At 47.6% G+C, this 22074-nt stretch carries 22 protein-coding genes; 4 read left to right on the top strand and 18 right to left on the bottom strand.

The annotated features are described in order from the left end of the window. The first annotated feature begins 208 nt into the window (after positions 1-208). From A5320_RS20060 to A5320_RS20045, 4 genes are all read left to right on the top strand, one after another. Positions 209-421 carry a hypothetical protein gene (locus A5320_RS20060; protein WP_068069496.1) on the top strand — a complete coding sequence of 71 codons (213 nt, stop codon included), beginning with the start codon at positions 209-211 and terminating at the stop codon, positions 419-421. A 238-nt stretch (positions 422-659) separates the two neighbouring features. Next, positions 660-1520: an ABC transporter ATP-binding protein gene (locus A5320_RS20055; RefSeq protein WP_231916796.1), complete on the top strand. Its 861-nt coding sequence runs from the start codon at positions 660-662 to the stop codon at positions 1518-1520. After that, entirely contained in the window at positions 1517-2860 is a 1344-nt protein-coding gene (locus tag A5320_RS20050) for a hypothetical protein (protein ID WP_068069492.1), read from the top strand. The genes A5320_RS20055 and A5320_RS20050 overlap by 4 nt, the downstream gene beginning before the upstream one ends. Positions 2861-2872: 12 nt before the next feature. Continuing rightward, complete coding sequence (locus A5320_RS20045; protein ID WP_068069491.1) at positions 2873-3247, top strand: GntR family transcriptional regulator; 375 nt, start codon at positions 2873-2875, stop codon at positions 3245-3247. 125 nt (positions 3248-3372) lie between these two features. Here the strand turns inward: A5320_RS20045 and A5320_RS20040 are convergent, their stop codons facing one another. The 18 genes from A5320_RS20040 to A5320_RS19955 form a co-directional block, all read right to left on the bottom strand. Further along, positions 3373-3966 carry a DUF1439 domain-containing protein gene (locus A5320_RS20040; RefSeq protein ID WP_197490219.1) on the bottom strand — a complete coding sequence of 198 codons (594 nt, stop codon included), beginning with the start codon at positions 3964-3966 and terminating at the stop codon, positions 3373-3375. A gap of 65 nt (positions 3967-4031) precedes the next feature. Next, positions 4032-4958, bottom strand: a complete 927-nt coding sequence (locus A5320_RS20035) for a TraB/GumN family protein (protein WP_068069485.1) — start codon at positions 4956-4958, stop codon at positions 4032-4034. 126 nt (positions 4959-5084) lie between these two features. Beyond that, positions 5085-6449 (bottom strand): bifunctional UDP-N-acetylglucosamine diphosphorylase/glucosamine-1-phosphate N-acetyltransferase GlmU, encoded by a 1365-nt coding sequence (gene glmU / locus A5320_RS20030; RefSeq protein ID WP_068069483.1) that lies wholly within the window; start codon positions 6447-6449, stop codon positions 5085-5087. A 137-nt stretch (positions 6450-6586) separates the two neighbouring features. Beyond that, positions 6587-6940, bottom strand: a complete 354-nt coding sequence (locus tag A5320_RS20025) for a hypothetical protein (protein WP_068069477.1) — start codon at positions 6938-6940, stop codon at positions 6587-6589. 32 nt (positions 6941-6972) lie between these two features. Then, entirely contained in the window at positions 6973-10002 is a 3030-nt protein-coding gene (locus tag A5320_RS20020; protein ID WP_197490217.1) for a TolB family protein, read from the bottom strand. A 56-nt stretch (positions 10003-10058) separates the two neighbouring features. Next, entirely contained in the window at positions 10059-10289 is a 231-nt protein-coding gene (locus tag A5320_RS20015) for a hypothetical protein (RefSeq protein WP_068069473.1), read from the bottom strand. Between the two features lie 122 nt (positions 10290-10411). Further along, the gene (locus A5320_RS20010) at positions 10412-10987 is read right to left on the bottom strand and encodes a hypothetical protein (RefSeq protein ID WP_068069471.1); all 576 of its coding nucleotides are present in this window, start codon (positions 10985-10987) and stop codon (positions 10412-10414) included. A gap of 67 nt (positions 10988-11054) precedes the next feature. Further along, positions 11055-12518 (bottom strand): transcriptional regulator, encoded by a 1464-nt coding sequence (locus A5320_RS20005; RefSeq protein ID WP_068069469.1) that lies wholly within the window; start codon positions 12516-12518, stop codon positions 11055-11057. Positions 12519-12627: 109 nt separating this feature from the next. Next, on the bottom strand, positions 12628-14715 hold the full coding sequence (locus A5320_RS20000; RefSeq protein ID WP_068069466.1) for a winged helix-turn-helix domain-containing protein: 2088 nt from the start codon (positions 14713-14715) through the stop codon (positions 12628-12630). A 383-nt stretch (positions 14716-15098) separates the two neighbouring features. After that, entirely contained in the window at positions 15099-15515 is a 417-nt protein-coding gene (locus A5320_RS19995; RefSeq protein ID WP_068069462.1) for a F0F1 ATP synthase subunit epsilon, read from the bottom strand. A 23-nt stretch (positions 15516-15538) separates the two neighbouring features. Next, positions 15539-16924 (bottom strand): F0F1 ATP synthase subunit beta, encoded by a 1386-nt coding sequence (gene atpD, locus A5320_RS19990; protein ID WP_068069458.1) that lies wholly within the window; start codon positions 16922-16924, stop codon positions 15539-15541. Between the two features lie 39 nt (positions 16925-16963). Next, positions 16964-17824 (bottom strand): F0F1 ATP synthase subunit gamma, encoded by an 861-nt coding sequence (gene atpG, locus A5320_RS19985; RefSeq protein WP_068069456.1) that lies wholly within the window; start codon positions 17822-17824, stop codon positions 16964-16966. A 61-nt stretch (positions 17825-17885) separates the two neighbouring features. Beyond that, a complete protein-coding gene (gene atpA / locus A5320_RS19980; RefSeq protein WP_068069453.1) occupies positions 17886-19427 on the bottom strand; it encodes a F0F1 ATP synthase subunit alpha in 1542 nt (513 codons plus the stop codon). 14 nt (positions 19428-19441) lie between these two features. Then, positions 19442-19975, bottom strand: a complete 534-nt coding sequence (gene atpH, locus A5320_RS19975; protein ID WP_068069447.1) for a F0F1 ATP synthase subunit delta — start codon at positions 19973-19975, stop codon at positions 19442-19444. Positions 19976-19986: 11 nt separating this feature from the next. Continuing rightward, positions 19987-20457, bottom strand: coding sequence for a F0F1 ATP synthase subunit B (atpF, locus tag A5320_RS19970; protein WP_068069444.1), 471 nt, complete (start codon positions 20455-20457; stop codon positions 19987-19989). A 51-nt stretch (positions 20458-20508) separates the two neighbouring features. Next, positions 20509-20757 carry a F0F1 ATP synthase subunit C gene (gene atpE, locus A5320_RS19965; protein WP_068069439.1) on the bottom strand — a complete coding sequence of 83 codons (249 nt, stop codon included), beginning with the start codon at positions 20755-20757 and terminating at the stop codon, positions 20509-20511. A 59-nt stretch (positions 20758-20816) separates the two neighbouring features. Then, positions 20817-21611: a F0F1 ATP synthase subunit A gene (gene atpB / locus A5320_RS19960; RefSeq protein WP_068069434.1), complete on the bottom strand. Its 795-nt coding sequence runs from the start codon at positions 21609-21611 to the stop codon at positions 20817-20819. Positions 21612-21613: 2 nt separating this feature from the next. Continuing rightward, positions 21614-21946, bottom strand: a complete 333-nt coding sequence (locus A5320_RS19955; RefSeq protein WP_269454663.1) for an ATP synthase subunit I — start codon at positions 21944-21946, stop codon at positions 21614-21616. Positions 21947-22074: the final 128 nt, after the last annotated feature.

The raw sequence follows: 22074 nt of genomic DNA, 5'->3' as shown, positions 1-22074 counted from the left end.
CGCTGAAATAACGGTATAGCTGGCCATTCGCCAGACATTGGAACTGACCACTAGCCTGAACTTTTTAACCGGTCAGCGCGTAATTTCAACCTGTTATCACCTACACCTACGATTTTTTGACAAAAGGCTTAAACTTTTTGCGAAGTGACTGCGACCAATCAGCAACAACGAACAACTTATCAGTACTAAGATTTGCCGGAGCTCCAAAATGAAGGATTTTGACCAACATGAACTGATTGTCCTGCCTTCTGGCTGGCAATTATGCCGCTTACTGGCGTTGTTGTGCCTGTTCCTGCTGTTGTGTAGTCCGTTATTGGCACCGCTGGAAGATAAATTTCATCAACTGGTGTGGCAGCAACCGGTGTCGCTGCAACTGGTGCTTAGCAGTCTGACCAGCAATGCAGCCAACGTGAAATTGTAACAACCGATAGCCACAACCTCCTACGGTCACGCAGCGCAACGTGGCCGTCACAACAGCAATCATTTGTCCTTTTACCTCGCTAGCAGCACCCGCAATCTACCGGTTAACTGCAACCTTGCGTGATCACAGCCAAATTCATCAAAGATGAAGAGATAAAACCCGCATGGCTACTTGATCTATGCTTAGCAAGTGTATTACTGTATCAATACACCACTCTGGAAAACACAAGGATCAACAAGTGATAATTGCTATGGACGCGCTGGTACGCAAATTTGATCAACATAAAGTACTGAATGGTTTAACAGCGCACATTCAGCGTGGTGACGTCGTGGCGTTGCTGGGAAAAAATGGCGCAGGTAAATCGACCTTGCTCCATACCATTCTCGGTTTTGGCGTACCGGATAGTGGTGAAATCACCTTATGGCAAACCCCCAGTATTGCGTTGACGCAGCAACAAAAACAAAAAATTGGTTTTGTGCCACAACAGGACGAATTGCTGGAACAACTAACCGGCGCCGAGCACCTTAAACTATTCAGTAAATTCAGACCGGACTGGGATCAAGCTTGTTGTGATCGGTTGGTCGACAGCTGGAAAATCCCGCTGACGACCCGGATCAGTAAAATGTCGCAAGGCCAACGACAAAAATTATCGATTGTGTTGGCACTTTGCCATCAACCGGAATTGCTGATCCTGGATGAGCCCGTCGCCAGCCTCGACCCAATGGCCCGCAGGCAGTTTTTAGCAGAACTCATCGACATTGCCGCCGAGCAACAACGCGCCATTATCTTCTCGTCACATATCGTCTCGGATATGGAGCGTATCGCCAATCAGGTGTGGCTGCTGAAAAATGGTGAGTTGGCGTTTCAGGGGCCGCTGGATGACCTGAAAGAATCGGTGGTTCGGCTGCATTTCCCGCAAAGTCTCCCTGAAGTCCCTAAAGACCTGACGTTGGTGCGTCGCCAGCAATTAGGCAACAGCACCACCTTAACGGTGCAACACTGGCAGCCGCAACAACTGGCAACGCTGCAAGCTACCTATCCGGCAATGCAAGTTGAATATTTATCGCTGGAAGAGATTTTCCTGGAGCTCAACCGATGATCAAAAGCCTTAGCATACCGCTGGTCGGTCGCAAGCTGGCAGGTACTTTGCCATGGCAACCACTGCTCGCAGTAACGCAGGCGGTCTTCTGGCCAAGCCGTTGGCTGGGCATGGCCTGGGTGCTGGCGATTGGGCTGTTTGTGACAGGCATGCTCATCGAGGAAATCCTGCCAACCATCACCGGTATCGTCGGATTACTAAGCCTCCACCTCAGCATTCCAATCCAAATCAATAATTTAACTAGCAAAAAAAGCTGGCTGTTGTTGCCAGATTTTAAACCCTCAGTGCTGACACTGCTGCTGATTTTATTGGTGCTATGGCTGCTGCTTATCACCGGTATTAATTTAAATTCAGAGTCTCCGCGGTGGTTTCATCTGCATTATGTGGCGTTTCTCTTCAGCCTGGTGATGCTCCCAACGATTTATGTCAGGCATTTGTGGCCATTGCTGGCAGAAATTGTTTTGCTGATGGTCATTGCCATGCGACCGGACAGCCGCAGCTGGCTGGTGGAGCATCGCTCATCAGGATGGTTTGCCGGTCTGGTCATCATGATGACAACTTTGATGTGGCTCTGGATGAAGTACCGCTGGTTACATGCGGCGCAACGCATCGGTGGTGATGTGAAACGTACATCGGTATTTGCATTGTATGGCATTGAAATTCCGTGGCTGATGCGTTTAACCCGTCGTCCGGCAAGTCTTACCGGCACCTTGTTGCTTGGTGACGGAGATAGCTGGGTTGCATCGATGGTTCGGGCGACCTGGGCCACCTGGCTGGCTCCGGTAACTTTTTGGCTCTTAAGCATCCTGTTTGGCACTCCGGACAAGCCGTCGTCAAAATTATGGACTGAACACGTATTTCTAGTGTTATTAACGCTTTGCCCGCTATTTACTCTTTGTGCACAGCAGCAAAAATCGTCACAGCGACTGGGTCGTTGCTGGTTGTTTCTGGGAGGAGCCCGCCAGAGCATGTATGGTTTTGCCGAACGGGTGTTTTTTCAGGAGCTGGCGGCCTATACAGCCATGACGCTATGCCTGATGTTGCTACTGTTACCTTACCCAATGATCGTGCCGCTGCTTTGTTATGGGATCAGTGCAACCTTATTGCTCTGTTATCTGATTTTCGCCTTGGCCGGGCAACATTTCTGGTGGAGTATCAGCGCCAATCTGTTGTTACTGTTGGCACTGCTTATAGCAATGGATTTTCTGTGGGCCAAACCGAACTTCATTTATCTGGCGAGTCTGGCTTTGCTGTTGCCGGTTTATCCGCTACGTCGGTACGGCAAGGCCTACTGGCTGAAACTGGATTACGCGCAATTAAAACCGCGGCAATTGCTGTAGTCTGGAGGTCCGATGTTTATTTTAAACCCGAACGCCGGCGAGCCGATTTACCGGCAATTAGTCGAACAAATACGACGTCTGATTGCCAGTGGCCAGTTACAACCAGGCACCGAAATGCCTTCGGTGCGTGAACTGGCCAATAATAACGCCATTAACCCGATGACCATTTCCAAAGCTTACAGTTTGCTCGAAGCCGAAGGGTTACTAGAGCGCCAGCGCGGCAAACCGATGACGGTCGCGAGCTCAGAGCGACCCACAGAAGATGAAACAAAAAGGCTGCTAAGAATTCAACCGCAGCTGCAGCAACTGATCCAGGCGGCGCGGCAACTGCAGTTATCCCACGAAGCGGTGTTGCAGGAAGTGGCACGACAGTTGGCAGCACCTTAAATACAGACTACAAGCGCGGACGAATAAACACCTGGCGTTAGTTCTTTTAATGCCAGTTTGTTTGATGCTGTTCGTTTGATGTCAGTACTGTTTGCAAAAGAGCGACTCCGCCTCTCTCGACCTACTCACTGATAAGCCGGTGACAATACCAATTTCCCCGGTGTTACTTGTAGTGCCAACGGGATATTCAGCAGCGCTCTGTGACTTAACTTCTGCGGATCTAACCGATACACCGGCTGCTCTGCCAACAATCGCTGCAGCAGCTGTGCAATTTCACGATTTAACGGTTTCAGCTTGCCTTGCCAGCGTCCTGCTGCCAGCTCAGATTTGACCACCTGAAATTGTCGTAAATAAACCGCTTGTCGTGTTTGGTCAAAATAGGGCTCAGCGCGCAAAGTTAACGCCAGTTGCATCGGCATTTTTAACATGGCTAATTGTGCCTGCGCATCCGTTTGCAGCGAGAGCTGAATGAGTGGCTGTCCATCGGGCGCAATCACCGCCTGCAAAGTATTCACTTTGAATTGCAGCGGGATGCCAGCGACCCGGACATCCCGCGACAGGTTGGTCAGGGTACGCGTCAGCTGCTGGTTTAATTCGGCTTCGCTCAAGCTGAAGAGCGCCAATCGATTGCTGTGCTGACAAGCAGCACTTAATAAACACAACAGCACGACCAACACCAGGTGCCAGCGACTACTTAACGCCTGATATTGAGCTCGCACACTGGATCTCCTGTCGTTCTTTGCACTGATTTTTAGCCATTGTTTTTGTAACACCAGCTCAGTCATCACTTGGTGCCAGTTGCGACAAAATGCTCAACCTGGTAGCCCGCCGCGCTTAACAACGCCAGCAGACCGTCTTCACCCGGTAAATGACCAGCGCCGACTAAAATCAGCTCCCGTTGCTTATTGCCAAACAACTGCTGAATTTTCGGAACCCAATCCTGATTGCGCTTGGTAAACAACAGTTCATAGGATACCGGATCGTCAGCGCGGGCGTCATTGAGTAAAATCCGCTCCAGTGCTGCGATGTCACCCACCTGCCAGGCGGTAATTGACTGGCGCAACAGTTCCGCAGTTTCATCGGCGTGTTTTAAATTTGCCAGCATAAATTGATCTTCTGTCCCGGCGCCCATGCTTGCCATCAGATCCAACTGAAACTCCATCGTTTCCAGATAGTGCTGCGGTTTTGCATCTCTGGTGGCTTTTTTCACAAAATAGGCATCGACGCCTTCTCCCGCCATCCCCGCTTTGCGCAGTTCCAGCATGGCAATTTGCATCACGACAAAACCAGGTTTAAAGGCATTAAACTGCTGCGGTGTCAGGCTAAAAGTTTTCAGATAATCGGCCAACGCCTGTAACACCTTCGGACTTAATTTTTCACTTAAAGTATCGCCATTGCTGTACGACAATTTTGCCATCATCGCCATGGCTGCTTTTTGATCACCAGGATCCGGCAGCTTTGCTTCCAGCACCACCACGTCGGCCTTGGTATAGGCTTGCTCAAATTCCGCCGGCAGTGGAAAGGCAGTTGGCGGTAACATGTGGATGGTACCACTCAGGTACAGCTCATCGCTGCCTTTGGAAATTTTCCACACTGAACTGGCGGCAAAGGCCGGTGCTTGCAATAACAGCGTGGTGATCGCAATCATGCAGCTGTTTCGAATAATACGGCGATAGCTGGATTGACGGGACGAGAAACGAGAAATGGTCATTTCACAACTCCTTGTAGCTGACGAAGGGTCTGCAACAACGCTTGCTGCTTAACCGGATATAGCGGTGGAATTGACGCGATGCAGCCAACATGGACTGCATCGCTGCAGATAAAGCACAAAAAGATATTATTTTGGTTGTTTCACCGGGCGTTTCCAGCCAGTGATATGCCGCTGCTTTGAGCGCGCAACAACTAGTTCATCAGCTGCGACACTGGCGGTAACCACTGAACCAGCACCAATAGTACTGTTCTGGCCCAAAGTTATTGGCGCCACCAGCGAACTGTTCGAACCAACAAACACGCCATCTTCAATGGTGGTTGTAGACTTGTTGGCGCCATCGTAATTACAAGTGATGGTACCGGCACCAATATTCACTTTGCTGCCGATGACCGCATCACCTAAATACGCCAGGTGATTGGCTTTGGAACCTTTGCCAAGCGTGGTTTTTTTCAGCTCAACAAAGTTACCAACATGGCTGTCATCCAACAGCACTGAATCTGGCCGGATCCGCGCATAAGGCCCAACAGAGCAGTCTGCGCCAACGACAGAGCTTTCCAGCATCGAGTTTGGTTTGATTTCGGTGTTGTCGCCAATGGTCACGTCTTTCAGGATACAGTTGGCACCGATCACTACGCCGTTGCCCAATATGACTTTGCCTTCGAAAATAACGTTAACGTCGATCATCACATCGGCGCCAACTGTTACATCGCCGCGCACGTCGATGCGCGCCGGGTCGCGTAAATTAGCGCCACTCAGCATCAACTCTTCGGCTTTGCGTTTTTGATAAGCGCGTTCTAATTGCGCCAATTGCACGCGGTTATTGGCGCCTTCGGTTTCGATTGGATCGGCAGGATGGGCGGTGGCGATTTCCACGCCATCACGGTGCGCCATGGCGATAATATCGGTCAGATAAAACTCGCCCTGGGCGTTATTGTTTTGTAAGTTGGCCAGCCAATGTTTCAGCTGTTTGCCAGGCACCGCCATAATGCCGCTGTTCACTTCGTTGATTTTCAGCTGTTCCGGCGTAGCATCTTTTTGCTCAACAATACCAACCACCAGACCATTTTCACGTACCATCCGGCCATAACCGCTTGGGTTATCCAGAATGACGGTTAACACCGCCAGACCATGCGCCGGACGCGCCGCCAGCAGTTTTTCCAGCGTTTCCTGGCGGGTCAGTGGCACATCACCGTATAAAATCAGCACCGTATCGTCATCAGCTAAATGTGGTACTGCTTGTTGCACCGCGTGACCAGTGCCCAGTTGTTCGGCTTGCAACACCCAGTGCAGCGGCTGTTCGCCTAAACCAGCTTTAAGTTGCTCGGCACCATAGCCATACACCAGATTAATTTGGGCAGCGCCCAATGAGTTGGCGGTATCGATGACATGTTGCACCATCGAACGCTCAGCAACTTTGTGCAACACTTTCGGCAGAGCGGATTTCATTCGCGTGCCTTTACCGGCCGCCAGGATCACTACGTTTAACGCCATCAAAGAACTCCTTTCACAATTTGTGAGTTATTCTAATGGATAACGCCACAGAAAACAGGGGCGGTTTGAAGTTTTACTGAACAGTAGCCTATTCAGCCCGCCCCTTCGCTGATCTGAGCTAGTACCTCTGAGTATTGTTAAGGCTGAGTAACAAGCTGCACTTCTGTGATCTGATATTGATTCGCTTCCACCGCAAATTTATCCGACTTTAAAAGTCGAAACCCAAGTTTAAGTGAATCGGGCTTCATTTCAGCAAAAGTGACCGTAGAAAGTACCAACTGCTTATGCTGCTGATTTGCTTTTAACTGATAAGTTTTGCCAATCTGAAACAACTCGCGGTGCTCATTCGACACCCAGAAATATAAGGTTTTTTCGCCACTGTAGAAGTCAATCTGTTCATCAGCTGTTGTCACATAAATTACCGCTGGATAGAGCTGGTAACAGGCCCAACCGACGACACAGAGGAAGCAAAAAGCAATCATTTTAGCCATCTTAAACTCCACAACAGCCCCTTTTCCGGAAATCAGAATTGATAATCAACGCTTAACCAGGCGCGCGTATCGGATTGGCCTTGAGCAGGCTCGACACGAAACACGCCAGCACGGAGCTGAAGATCATTGAGCGCCACCGGCCCCAGTGGTAAACCAATATTGCCTTTAAGGCTGATACCGTAACTGTCGATTGTTGGCTGATTTGCAAATTCATGCCGGCGATAGACAAACTGCAATGGCTCCAAACTTCGATCAGAAAGACTCAGTTCCAGCCGCTGATAGTCTTGGCCTGTCTGCTGCTGAAAAGTTAATTCTTCGGCTGGGATCCGATTTGGATCTAAGCTGGTAAGTAGCGCTGGGTGAAGATACCCGCCTAATCGCAGCAAGGCTTCAGTTTGCCAACGACGCTGAGCCAGGTAGGTCATCTGCAGACTAATGTCCTGATATCGACCACCAACACTGGTTGTGACATCCAAACCACGCCAACCTTCATGCTGCGCACTGGACCTGCTTTGATGCCAACTGGCTTGGTTTGCAACGGTCACCGCCCAGCTATTCCGCTGATGGTGCCAGTCTTGCTGCAAATTAAATGTCCAACTGGATTGTTCCGGACTGAACCATGAATCGCCATTTTCGGTAAGAATGTGTTGATCTAACTGACGTAATTGCATCTCAGCTGACAGGGATAACTCTTGTTGTTGCCATGGATAACTGAAGCTGAGTACTCCGCCATCGCTGCGTTCGGCGGCACTGGTAAATCCTGATTGCCGAGCCAACGACAAATCAACATCAGCAACAGTGAGTGCTACTTTAATTGGCCAGGCCTGGTAACGCCCCTGCGCAAAATGAGCCGAAAAACCGTCCCGGCTGGTATCTTTACTGTAACCCCACTGATAACTGACCCGCTTTAATAGATCCCCGCCCTTGAAACCTACTCCGGTAGAGCCGGGGCTAGTCGTTGAATAGTGTTGATGCAATACCAGCGTCATTTGTTGCGGGCCTAAGCCATAATCCGTGACCTTTGCCGCAACAGGTGCCTGGTCGTACTGTTGTGGTGGTGGCATCTGTAAATGGTCAATCACCCGAACCTCAGACGCGGATTTAGCATTCAAGGCTGCTGCGTTCACGCTGCTGTTAGATTTGGTCGCTAAATAGCGACTTTGTGCGCTGACACTGCCGATCGAGCTATGGTTCTGTTGTGGTACCAGCCAGGGTTTCTGCCCGGCACTCTCGGTGATTACAGGCGTCAACACCTGTTCCGAGCTTGGCACTAAACGTCCTTCAGTCAGCGTCACTTCATATAAATCAGGACCCTGTTGATTAACTAATTGTGCCAATAACCGGTTATCGGACCTTGGTTGCACCATTTGGATCATCTCAGCACCCGAAGAGTGTTCTGTTAATTTTTTACTTTGTAAATCATATTGATACAGTTTCAATCTATGGTGCTGACTCGCAACATAAAACAGTGACTTCCCATCCAGACTCCAACTCGGGTAGGACAGGTACTGATAGCCTTGTGGCAGCGGAATCATCTCGAGTAATCGGGCATCCGAACTGGCACGCAGTTCCAACTGCCAGCCTTGCCCCTGCACAAAGTGCACCACGGCAAATTGTTGTTGATCCGGCGTGAGCCTTGGAAAATCATAGACATGCTCTAATTCTGCGGCAGTAAGTTCGGTCAAAACGCCGCTGGCCAGGTCCAACCTGACCAATTGGGCAAAACCGTCTTTACTGCGCTCGGCAATAATAAAACGACCATCAGCACTCACATCAAAGCGGCGAAGATTTTGTTCGGTTGATAAAGCGGTGACCGCTCCCGTTTGCAGATCCCAGCGATAAAGATCTTGCCGCATCATGCCATCCGCGTCTTTGGTGTCGCCGCCAAACACGATGCTGTGATTATCTAACCAGCGGGGATCTCTTATTTTGGAAAGATTCCGCGGTTCCAGTCGATGTTTAATTTCCCGCTGAAACACTGCAGGCTGGACATCGGTAATATCAGCAGGATCCGCTTGCTGTATTTCTTGCTGCACCTTCACAAATTCTGCCGCGGCTTTGCTGTTTTCTGCCGTGCTAAGCACCACCAGTTCGGTCAAATCGGCTTTGTCTTCTTCGATCAGTGCTAACATTTTCCGATCGGGGCTCAGTGCGGGAGCTTGCTGCCGCCCTTTGCTGTCATGCCAAAGCTGTGCGGTGAGTGGCGGTAATTGCCGCTGTTGTTGCAGCGCCTGAAAGCTATATTCAGCTGCAAACCGCTGATAAAGACTAGCCGGCGAAACGCCATAGATCCCACTAAAGGCTTGCTCAAAAGTACGGGACTTTTTCGCGATCAGTCGCGTCCAAACCGCATCTAATTGGGCGCTGCCATATTGTTGCTCTAACCATGCTAAAAAACGGCTCCCGACTAAATAGGCAAAACCACTCGCCTGATAACGCCCCTTGCTTGAATTAAGGGTGTTGTACTCCGGTAATGCGCCTTCTAATGCCAGTTGTTGCAACCAGGCTTCAGCAAAATGACTATACAATCGGCCATAACCAGTCAGACGCGACTCTAACAAAGTGGCATAACCTTCCGAAGCCCAACGCGGCGTTTGTAGGCGTAACAAATCGGCAAATTGCATATATTTTCCAGCCTGATTTTGCCATTCCCGCCGATGGGGCTGCGCCAAATGGACTAAATGCACATATTCATGCAATGCCACCAGCTGCATCCAACCCGTCATATGATGCAGAACCATATCGGACTGCGGCGGCGTCGCAAATAACGCCATGGTTGGTTGATGGCTGAGTGGTAACGCAAAACCATTCGGTGCATTATTCGGATCAAACAGTACCACTTCAGCTTTGCTCACGAGCCGCCGTTGCTGATGTTGCTCCAGCAACTGTTGGCTGTTCTCCAGTTCATTGGCGGCATTTTGGGCTAGTGCTGCCAAATTTTCCGGGTAAAACAGTTTAAAATGCGGTGTTTCTAAGGCTTTTAACGGCTGTTCTTGCAGCGAACCGGCATGGCAGCTCAGACTCACTGACAAAGCAGTGATCGATAATAAAAAACGTAACATCATGATCATCCAATTATGTAAATTGCATTTACAGACATAAAGTTCAGAGATTGGCGTCATCTATGGTGGCAAACACCCATGGTGCTGATCTGAACAGTGCTTTGAATGCAGTTCGGATCAGCCTCATTGCTTAAGGTTGCTTGCTGCGCTGTGAGCTGGGCAGTGGGCGTTGCTTCTTCAACTTCCCACACCATCAAGTCACAGAGCAGATTGCTAGCGTCGTTAAAAGGTGCAGTTTCAACCGCAACATTAATCAACAGCAATGCCAACACCACTATAAAAAACATCTTGTACTTTCCATCAGGTATGCCTCAGGTTGAAGCTTGCTCAAACGAACAGCTTCAGCCTATCCATACCTAACTTCAGTCACAATAACTGGGGGGTTACCTTCAGGGGACTTTGCAGAGACTTAGTTATAACCAGAGTTATAACCAAACTTAACTAGCTGACTTTCATGATCATTTCCAACTGAAATAATGATGCCGCTACCGTCTTTATCAATAGAAAAAACAGTTTTAACCGGCAAGTTTTCAATTGGATGGAGTTGTAAGTGGTCAGTCACCAGGTCCAACTCTGCAAGTGACCAATTCGATGCATGATTGATGTTGGTGTAAGCCACAATTAACTTATTACCGCGTAAATTGATTTGATGTCTTGCAGTCAGATCGATTTCCAGTGGTAGCTGCCTGACTAATTGATACTGGCTATCTAACAGATAAAACGCCCCTTTTGCATCCGCTGCAATAAATTGCTTCTGCCATGGCAGCAACACTCGATAACCTTTGACGACAAGACTTTGCGACTTGGTTTCTCTGTTAAATGCATTGATCTGCCAATCCTCACCAATGAGTTCAGCAAAGAAAATAATCTTATCATCCGCTGCAGGGGCGGGAAACCGAACACGTTGATTAACATCAGAAATGACTGTTAACTCGCCAGTGTTTTTATCCAGTAACTTCAGCTGTTTTTTATGGAATAGCAGCAAATAAGATCCATCATGTCCTTCCGCAGCTAAACTGAACCGCTCCGAGGCTTCAAAGTAGCGTTTTTTATCACCGGAAACCGGATGATAGTGATGTAATTGAAAACCTGTTTGATCCTGTTCTATTAGCCAATAGTTTTTCCGATGTCTGGCTGTAGTCCAGGCTGACAGCCTGCCCGGGAAATGAAAAATATTGTTGGATTGAATTCAGATCAGAAAACTGTACCTGATAAAAGCTCTTTTTCTGCGGCCGTTTTAGCAGCCCAAACAGGTTTCCAGCAACATCTCGCCCAAATCCGCTAAAACGTTCCGACGCTGGTATTGTCAATTTAATGCCGCTGACAACATTTAACTCTTCTAATTTATCACCATAGTTGAACAACAACTGCTCATTGTTAAGCCATAACAGATGCATTTCATCAAACGAGAGCTGACCGCGCTCAAAAGATTCTTGCCTGAGCAATTCTCTATTATCTGTACGGTAAACCTGAACATGAACACCAGTATCCGCGCGGATCAAAGCATAGTGTTTTTTATCAGGCGAATAGGCTGCAGACAAATCAACTGAGTTTTGACTTGAACTGAAGGTCACCTGTTCTAGCGTTTCTTCCTCCAGATTAAGCAGATAATAAAGAACATTTTTTTCACCTATTTTTTGACCGTTAATCAAAACAACCTGGTCTCGATAAGAGGTTGCCTGAACAATCTGATAAAAGTCTTTTAATTGAATCATTTTAACCGGTGTGTTCAGGTTGGATATCGAATATAAATACAACGTGACTTGGTTATCCCCCGAAGTTGAAAGCAACACAGTATCGTTGTTCACGATCGACACCACTGGAAAAGCAGCATGTTTGGGCCGATGTATTTTTTGTAATTGACCAGACTGAAGATCATAGACATAAGACTGCCAGCCTTCGGTTTTATTCAGTCGACCGGTAAACGCCTGAAACCTGCCGTTATCGGATACAGATAATAAACCTTTTTCTCCGGCGATATTTACAAGTGACTGAAATTTCAGTACATCGCTTTTGCTTTCAGTACTAAAGAACTGCCGACTAACCAATGCAATGACGACGAACATCAAAATGGCGAGGATGGGGTACCAGACCTTGGCCGAACCTAATGGCCACGTTGATTTTTCTAAGGTTACAGCACCTTGATTGTTGTCATGAGAGGTAGCGTTGGTTGTGTGAAGTTGTTCTGGATGCCAGACTTCTGTTGAGGCAGGCTCGCCAATAAACTGATAACCACGTTTCATCTGCGATTTGATATACAGCGGGGTCTCAGGATCGGTATCGCCAAGTAAGGCACGTAGTTTGCTGATCGTACGTCTCACCGCAGTATCGGTCACTATCCGGCCAGCCCAAACTTCCGCATGTAGTTCTGCCAATGGCACCAAGCGATCACGATGCTGAATTAAATAACACAACACCTCGATGACTTTAGGTTCCACAGCAAGTTCACCATCCGTGCTGTAGATCCGCCGCGCGTCGACATCCAGCCGAAAACCACCAAAATTTAGCAAAGCCATCTTTCAAGTCACTCAATTTACTGCCAAAGCATGTCAAAGCAGATAGGTCATATTCATCATGTTGGTTTCGTTTAACTACATCAACAACAGGTTCTGCACTTACTTAAAGTTAATTGCTGTCAAAATTTAACTCGACCAATTGGCTGTCGAGGTGATTTTCTACAATAGCGATGGCTGTTTGACCGTCATAACTAAAAGAAAACTTGGTTTTAATTGGCAATGTCGATGCCACATGCTGCTGATAGTCGTCAGAAACCAGGTCTAATGTAAAGAAATGCCAATTCGTATTTAAACTAAGATTCGCGGCAAAGAGTTGATGACCCCTTAAGCCAATATGATACCTGATGGTGAAATCAAGTTTTAGCTGTAGCTGCTTTACGACTTGGTAGTCACGATCCAACAAGAAAAACTGTCCTTGATCATTAGCTGCAATAAAATGCTGCTGCCAAGGCAAAAACACCCGATATCCTTTAAAAAGAATTCTTTGTGTCATGGTTTGTCTGTCAAAAACATTGATGTGCCATTCATTACCAATTTTTTCAGTGAAGAAAATGTCTTTGTCATCCGTGGCAAAACTCGCGAAAGCAACCTTCTGGTTCACATCTGCAATTTGCATGACTTGACCTGTGGCTCTATCCAGAAGCTGTAACTGTTTTTGTTTCGACCACAACAGTAACTCAGGTGACTGGTGCCCCTCAGCCAGCACTTCGAATGACTCTTTAGCGGTGTAATAGGTTTTTTTCTCGCCGGTATCTGGTTGATAGTGATTTAATTGATAGCTATTTTGATTCTGTTCAACCAACCAAAGATAATCGGGCATTCTGCTGTAAGTCAGACTCATTGGCGGTTTGCGAAAGGTAAAATAGCGCTTCGCAAAGTCCGGTTCTGCCCAACTAAACTGGTAAAAAGTGGTGGTCTGCGGCAATTTATGCAAACCAAACACCTTCCCGGATGCATCCCGCGCCAAAGCGCCAAAGCGTTCTGTCCCGGAAAGTTCAGTTTGAGTACCGCTGACAATATTAAATTGTTTCGTCTTGTGACCTGTGTTGATCAACAACCGATTAATGTCGAGCCATGCTAAATTAAGCTCATCACCGGTCAACTGCTTAACTTCTATTAAACCTTGAAAAATCAATTCTTTATCAGCAAGTCGATACACTTGTACTTGATTGACTGAGTCAGTTCGGATTTGCGCAAAGTGCTTTTTATCAGGTGAAACCACCAAATTATAATCTTTTGAATTCGAGCTCGAACTAAAAGTAAATTGTGTGAAAGTCTCTGTGTCCAAATTCAACAAATAATACACCCAACTTTTTTCACTTTTTTTTAAAGCGTTCACAAGAACAAACTTCCCCTGAAATGACACTGCCTGCCCAGTCGCCATAAACTCCGAAGGTTTAATTATTTTCACCGGAGTGTTCAGATTGGTGATTGAATAGATGCCCAACCATGCATCATCACCGTTACTTGCTGAAATCAGCAAAGTATCGTTGTCTAAAATAGACAGAAAAGAAAAAGCAGCTTCAAAAGGCAACTTGATTTTCTGTAGGTGACCTAACTGACGATCATAGATATAAGGCTGCCAACCTTCGGTTTTGTTTAAGCGCCCGGTAAATGCGTGGTATCGCCCATTCGGTGACACCGATAAAAAGATTTTTTCACCGGCGACGCTGACTAAGGGTTTGGTGGTGAATGTTTGGTTATTTGGTGTGAAGGGCAGTAAGGTGAAAGCCAATACACTGCAAATCAATACCATGGCTGCCGCCAGCCAATACCAGCGCTTGCTTGAGACTGTTTGCGCACTTGAAGGGTTGGGGATTGAAGCCGCTATGGTACTTACAGCTTCATTGTTGCTGGTATCAGCAGCCGCTATCGAACTCTGCGCTGGCAAAGGTTGGCCAATAAACTGATAACCACGTTTCATCTGCGATTTAATATACAGTGGGGTCTCAGGATCGGTGTCCCCAAGTAAGGCGCGTAGTTTGCTGATCGTGCGTCGCACCGCGGTATCGGTCACCACACGGCCAACCCAAACTTCTGCATGCAATTCCTGTAGCGGCACAAAGCGATCTTGATGTTCGATTAAATAACACAACACCTCGATGACTTTGGGTTCAACAGCAAGCTCACCATCCGTGCTATAGATGCGCCGTGCATCAACATCTAGCCGAAAACCACCAAAATTTAGCAAACTCATTATCCAAACCACTCAACTCACAGCAAAAGCATTATTTGGCAGATGTTTTTATTCAAATGCTGGCTCCAGGTCAACACCAAGATCGTATTGAACGCTAGTAACACAGCCAAAACATGTTGTATTAACCAGATAATAACAATAAATATGCTTACTGTCGTTTAATGATTTTATGACTTGGAGGAATTTAACGACTCGCGGATTTTTGTGATTGGACAACGAAGCACTTGCATACGAGCAACGTTATGTCTTCACGATGAGTGTTTTTATGAACTTGCAGGTAAAACAACATTTTACCTTGTCAGCGATATCGATTACCGCTGGAATACCGTGAAATATCCAAAAAAAAACCACCCGAAGGTGGTTCTTTACAAGTAACTGAATAATTACTTTTTGCGCAGTTTCTGGATAAGACGCAACTGCGCAATTGCTTCGGCCAACTGGGCCGCTGCTTCTGCGTAGTTGAAGTCGGCGCCGGCGTGTTGCATTGCTTCGGTCGCACTTTTTTGTGCGGCCAGCGCTGCTTGCTCGTCCAGGTCTTCGGCACGGACTGCCACATCGGCCAGCACTGTAATCGTATGAGGTTGTACTTCAAGTACCCCGCCCGCTACGTAAATCAGATGCTCTTCGCCGAATTGTTTTACGATCCGTACCATACCTGGCTTGATGCCGGTCAGCAGTGGAATGTGACCAGGTAAAATACCCAGCTCACCTTCGCTACCAGTCACCTGTATAGACTCAACAAGGCCAGAGAAAATCTTCTCTTCAGCACTTACTACGTCTAACTGTACTGTCATCGCCATTTCGCTCTCCTAAAGCTGTAAAATTACAGCTTCTTCGCTTTTTCGATCGCTTCGTCGATAGAACCAACCATGTAGAAGGCTTGTTCTGGCATGTGATCAAATTCACCTTCCAGAATGCCTTTGAAACCACGGATAGTTTCTTTCAGCGGCACGTATTTACCTGGTGAACCGGTGAATACTTCAGCAACGAAGAACGGCTGCGACAGGAAACGCTGGATTTTACGAGCACGGAATACAGTGGTCCGGTCTTCATCAGACAGTTCGTCCATACCCAGGATCGCGATGATGTCTTTTAACTCTTTGTAACGTTGCAGTACTGACTGCACACCACGAGCCACTTCATAGTGTTCTTTACCGATAACCAGTGGATCTAACTGACGAGAAGTAGAATCCAGTGGGTCGATCGCCGGGTAAATACCCAGAGATGCGATGTTACGGCTCAGTACCACTGTTGCGTCCAAGTGAGAGAACGTGGTCGCTGGTGATGGGTCAGTTAAGTCATCCGCTGGTACGTAAACGGCTTGTACAGAAGTGATAGAACCAGTTTTGGTTGAGGTGATCCGCTCTTGCAGTACACCCATCTCTTCCGCCAGCGTTGGCTGGTAACCTACTGCTGATGGCATACGGCCCAGCAGTGCAGATACTTCAGTACCGGCTAAGGTATAACGGTAGATGTTATCAACGAAGAACAGAACGTCACGACCTTCGTCACGGAACTTCTCAGCCATGGTCAGACCGGTCAGTGCTACACGTAAACGGTTGCCTGGCGGCTCGTTCATCTGGCCGTAGACCAGTGATACTTTGTCCAGAACGTTTGAGTCGTTCATTTCGTGGTAGAAGTCGTTACCTTCACGGGTACGCTCACCTACACCGGCGAATACTGAGTAGCCGCTGTGCTCGATGGCGATGTTCCGGATCAGTTCCATCATGTTAACGGTTTTACCTACACCGGCACCACCGAACAGACCTACTTTACCGCCTTTAGCGAACGGGCAAACCAAGTCGATAACCTTGATACCGGTTTCTAACAATGCGTTAGAAGCGGCCTGGTCTTCGTAGCTTGGTGCTGCACGGTGAATTGGCATACGCTCTTCTTCACCGATAGGGCCAGCTTCGTCGATTGGCTCGCCCAGTACGTTCATGATCCGACCCAGTGTGGCTTTGCCCACCGGAACGTGAATTGCTTTGCCACTGTTGGCAACTTCAGTACCACGACGCAGACCGTCGGTTGAACCTAACGCGATGGTACGCACAGTTCCGCCACCTAACTGCTGTTGTACTTCAAGTACTAAGCCAGCCAGATCGCCGTTTGTTACGTTTAACGCGTCATAGATCCCAGGTACCGATTCTTGTGGAAAGTCGATATCCACAACGGCGCCAATGATTTGGACTACCTTACCTTGACTCATGTTAATTCCTCTAATTTCTCAAACCTGTAAACCAGGGCGTTAAACAGCTGCGGCACCGCCGACGATTTCGCTCAGTTCCTGCGTAATTGCTGCTTGACGGGCTTTGTTGTAAACCAGTTTCAAGTCATCCATCAGGCTGCCGGCGTTGTCCGTCGCGGCTTTCATCGCGACCATCCGGGCTGCCTGTTCGCTGGCAGCATTTTCAACCACACCCTGATAAACCTGAGACTCAACGTAGCGGTCCAATAGCTTGTCTAAAATCGCTTTTGGATCTGGCTCGTAAATGTAGTCCCAGCTATGACTCCTGGCTGACATCTCTGCTTTTGGCAAAGGTAAGAGTTGCTCAATGACTGGCTCTTGTTTCATGGTATTGACAAAGTTGTTATATACCAGGAATAAGCGGTCGATTTTGCCTTCTGAATATTCATTCAGCATGACCCGGACCGTACCAATCACATCAGCCAAACGTGGTGTATCGCCTGAACCCACTTGTTGTGCAACTACTTTACCGCCAAAACGTTTAAAGAACGCCGTCGCTTTGTTACCGATTACGGCAAACTCTGCATTCACGCCTTGTTCTTTCCACGTTCGAAGGTCAATCATCACACGTTTAAATTCGTTGGTATTCAAGCCGCCGCAAAGACCCCGGTCTGTTGATATCACAATGTAACCAACGTTTTTCACCGGCCGTTCGGTTAAGAACGGGTGGCGATACTCGAGGGTACCATTGGCGATATTACCGATCACTTTGCGCATACCTTCAGCGTATGGACGGCTGTGTGCAACCCGCTCTTGCGCTCTGCGCATTTTGCTGACCGCAACCTTTTCCATAGCGCTGGTGATCTTACGAGTATTGTTAATACTCCCGATCTTACTTTTTATCTCTTTTGCGCCGGCCATGACTAATCTCCGAAAATTTCAACGAAGGGTGGTGTTGCCACCACCCGATGCCAACCCCTGATTACCAGGTTTGAGTCGCTTTAAACTTCTCAATCGCGCCTTTAAGAGTGGCTTCGATTTGGTCGTTGTAGTTACCGGTTTTGTTCAGATCAGCCATGAACGCGGTGTGCTCTGCGTGCATGTAAGCCAGCAGGGCCGCTTCGAAGTCGAGAATTTTCGCAACTTCAACATCTTTCATGTGGCCTTTTTCGATGGCGAAAATCGACACACCCATATCAGCCACGCCCATTGGCGCGTACTGTAACTGTTTCATCAGTTCAGTTACTTTCTGGCCATGGTCTAACTGCGCACGGGTCGCGTCATCCAGGTCAGAAGCAAACTGTGCAAACGCTGCCAGTTCAGAATATTGGGCTAATGCCAGACGAATACCACCGCCGAGCTTCTTGATGATTTTGGTCTGAGCCGCACCACCAACCCGGGATACCGAAATACCAGCGTTAACTGCTGGACGGATACCGGCGTTGAACAGGTTAGATTCTAAGAAGATCTGACCGTCAGTGATTGAAATCACGTTCGTTGGTACGAATGCAGAAACGTCACCGCCCTGGGTTTCAATGATTGGCAACGCAGTTAAAGAACCGGTTTTGCCTTTCACTGCGCCGTTGGTCAGACGCTCAACATAGTTGTCGTTAACACGTGATGCACGCTCTAACAGACGGCTATGGAGATAGAATACGTCGCCTGGGTAAGCTTCACGACCTGGTGGACGGCGTAACAACAACGAGATTTGACGGTAAGCAACAGCTTGTTTAGACAAGTCGTCGTATACGATCAGGGCATCTTCGCCGAGGTCACGGAAGTATTCACCCATGGTACAACCAGAGTATGGTGCCAGGAATTGCAGTGCAGCAGCTTCAGAAGCAGATGCAACAACCACGATAGTGTGGGCAAGGGCGCCGTGTTCTTCCAGCTTACGTACTACGTTAGCGATGGTCGAAGCTTTCTGACCGATACAAACGTAGATACATTTCACGCCAGATGATTTCTGGTTGATGATGGCGTCGATGGCCAGGGCAGTTTTACCTGTCTGACGGTCACCGATGATCAGCTCGCGCTGGCCACGACCGATAGGGATCATCGCGTCCACTGATTTGTAACCAGTTTGCATTGGCTGATCAACCGATTGACGGTCGATAACGCCTGGTGCAATTTTTTCTACCGGCGCAAATGCAGTAGCTGCAATTGGACCTTTACCGTCGATTGGCTCACCTAAAGTGTTGACCACACGACCTAATAACGCAGGACCCACCGGTACTTCTAAAATACGGCCGGTCGATTTTACTTTGATACCTTCACGCAGGTCCGCATATGGACCCATGACTACGGCACCTACAGAGCTGCGCTCTAAGTTCAGTGCGATAGCGTAACGGTTACCAGGAAGCTCGATCATCTCACCTTGCATACAATCAGCAAGGCCATTGATCCGGATAATACCATCGGTAACAGACACGATAGTACCTTCGTTACGAGCTTCACTGACAACTTCAAACTGAGCAATACGTTGTTTGATCAGTTCAGAGATTTCAGTGGAATTCAGTTGCATGCTCTAATCCCCAATTATGACTGCAGCGCAGTGGCTAAACGGTCTAACTTACCGCGAACTGAGCCATCAATAACCATATCACCGGCTTTGATTAACATACCGCCGACAACTGTCGGATCTACGCTACAGTTCAACTTAACATTGCGTGCTAAACGCTGTGATAAAGCTGTAATCAGCTTTTGTTGCTGTGAAGAACTGAGTTCAGTGGCAGAAACAACATCAACGGTTGCTTCTTTTTCGAACTCGGCTTTCAGCACTACAAAGGCTTCAAACACAGCAGGCAACGCCAATAAACGTTTGTTTTCAGCCATCACTTTAATCAAGTTCTGACCTTGTTCATTGAGTTGCGCACCACATACCTGGATAAAAAACTCGGCTTGCGCTTGCGCGCCAGCATTGCTTTGCAGACGCTCGGCGACCACGTTGTTCTTCGCTACTTCAGCAGCAAAAAACAACATATCCGCCCAGGCCGCCAAAGCTTTTTGTTCAACAGCAAAGTCAAACGCCGCTTTGGCATAAGGACGAGCTACATTCGTCAAATCAGACATGGCTCATCCTCTTACAGTTCAGCTACCAGTTTTTCCAGGATGTCGCTGTGAGCAGCTTCATCAATTTCACGTTGAAGAATACGTTCTGCGCCAGCTACTGCTAAAGCAGCAACTTGCTTACGTAAATCTTCTTTCGCACGGATGCGTTCAGCTTCGACTTCAGCTTTGGCTTGAGTCAGGATTTTTTCCCGCTCAGCCTGCGCTTTAACCGCAGCTTCTTCGATAATCTGCGCTTCGCGTTTTTTAGCCTGGTCAATCAGAGCAGCGCCCTGAGCTTTGGCTTCGATCAGCTGTTTTTTTGCATTCTCTTGCGCTAAACGCAGGTCCTGTTCGGCGCGATCACTCGCGGCCAGGCCATCTGCAATTTTTTGCTGACGAGTTTCAATGGCGCCGATAATTGGTGGCCATACCCATTTCATACAGGCAATGACGAACACCAAAAACGCGATTAACTCACCAATGAGAGTGGCGTTAATATTCACGAACGCTTCTCCTTAATTTTACAAAATAAATGGTTCTGCTAAAAAACAGAATTAAGCCGCGAATGGTGCTAATGCGAACAACATGTACAGACCAACCGCAACACCGATCATCGCGATGGCGTCGATTAAACCTGCAACGATAAACATTTTACCTTGTAATGAAGGCGCTAATTCTGGTTGACGTGCAGCAGACTCCAGGAATTTACCACCTAAAGTACCGAAACCAATTGCAGTACCTAAAGCACCAAAACCGATTAACAGGGCTACAGCGATGTATTTTAAGCCAATTACCATTTCCATGATTTTCTCCAAGTTTCTAAAGTTAAAGTTAAAGTTAAAACGAAATCTGTACGATTAAATTAATGCTTCTCGTGCGCCATACTCAGGTATACCACGGTCAATACCATAAAAATAAAGGCTTGCAGTGTAATTACCAGAATATGAAACATCGCCCATGGGAAGTGCAGTGGTAACTGCCACACGCCAAGCAATGCAATCAGGATGAAAATAAGTTCACCGGCGTACAGGTTACCGAATAACCGCAGCGCCAGAGACAGTGGCTTGGCCAGCAGCGCCACAAGTTCCAGAATGAAGTTAAACCAATACAGCCAAGGGGTGTTAAATGGTTGGGTGGTCAGTTCTTTAATAAAACCGCCTACACCTTTGATTTTGATTGAGTAACCGATCATCAGAATAAATACACCCAGCGCCAGCGCGATGGTCATATTCAAATCCGTGGTTGGTACTACTTTCATATAGACATGATGTGGATCATAACCCATAGCACCGCCAATTAACTGGGCAGCTTGAGGAATGAAGTCGACCGGAATTAAGTCCATCAGGTTCATCAGGAACACCCAGACAAAAATAGTCAGGGCTAAAGGCGCAATAACAGCACTTTTGCCATGAAAGGTACTTTTGACGGTGTCGTTGACAAATTCCACAACCATTTCAACGGCGCATTGCCATTTGGTCGGGACACCGGCATTGGCTTTTTTTGCCACTGCACGGAAGGAGAACAGGAAAATAAGACCTGTCAGAATTGACCAGCCTAAAGTATCAACATGCCAGGTCCAAAAACCTTCGCCGACACTCCAGTTGGTCAAGTGGTGGGTAATATACTCTTTGCTTGTAAGCTCAGCACCAGATGCCATCGTTAGTCCCAATTATCGTAGTTAATCAAAATCGGTAAAAACATCTGTAATATCAACGCGGACACCAGTCCGGCAAAAAATAGCCAATCGACTATTACAGCATGTTTCAGCACCGCAGTGACCAGCAGTGCCATCAATAAAAATTTTAAGGTTTCGCCGCGATAAACGGACTTCAGGATCAATTGCAGTTGATCAGTCCCTCGAAAACGAAACACATACCACGTAAACACACAATGGGGCAAAACTACGCATAACGCGCCGTAAAACGCCGATTTTGCCGCTAAGGCATCAAATGCCCAAAAAACCATTGCTGCGATGACGGAAGAAGCAGCCAATTGCGACAAAAAAGTTATTAAAATCAGTCTATAGCGTTGTTTTGATGTGGCTGAAATCAACGAATACCACCAGAAAAAAGCTTAATTATCAACGCAAAAAACTCGCGCAAGTATACTTAACTGCCTTA

This window comes from Rheinheimera sp. SA_1 (genome assembly GCF_001669775.1).
Classification (GTDB): domain Bacteria; phylum Pseudomonadota; class Gammaproteobacteria; order Enterobacterales; family Alteromonadaceae; genus Pararheinheimera.
This window is presented reverse-complemented; position numbering and strand designations above follow the sequence as displayed.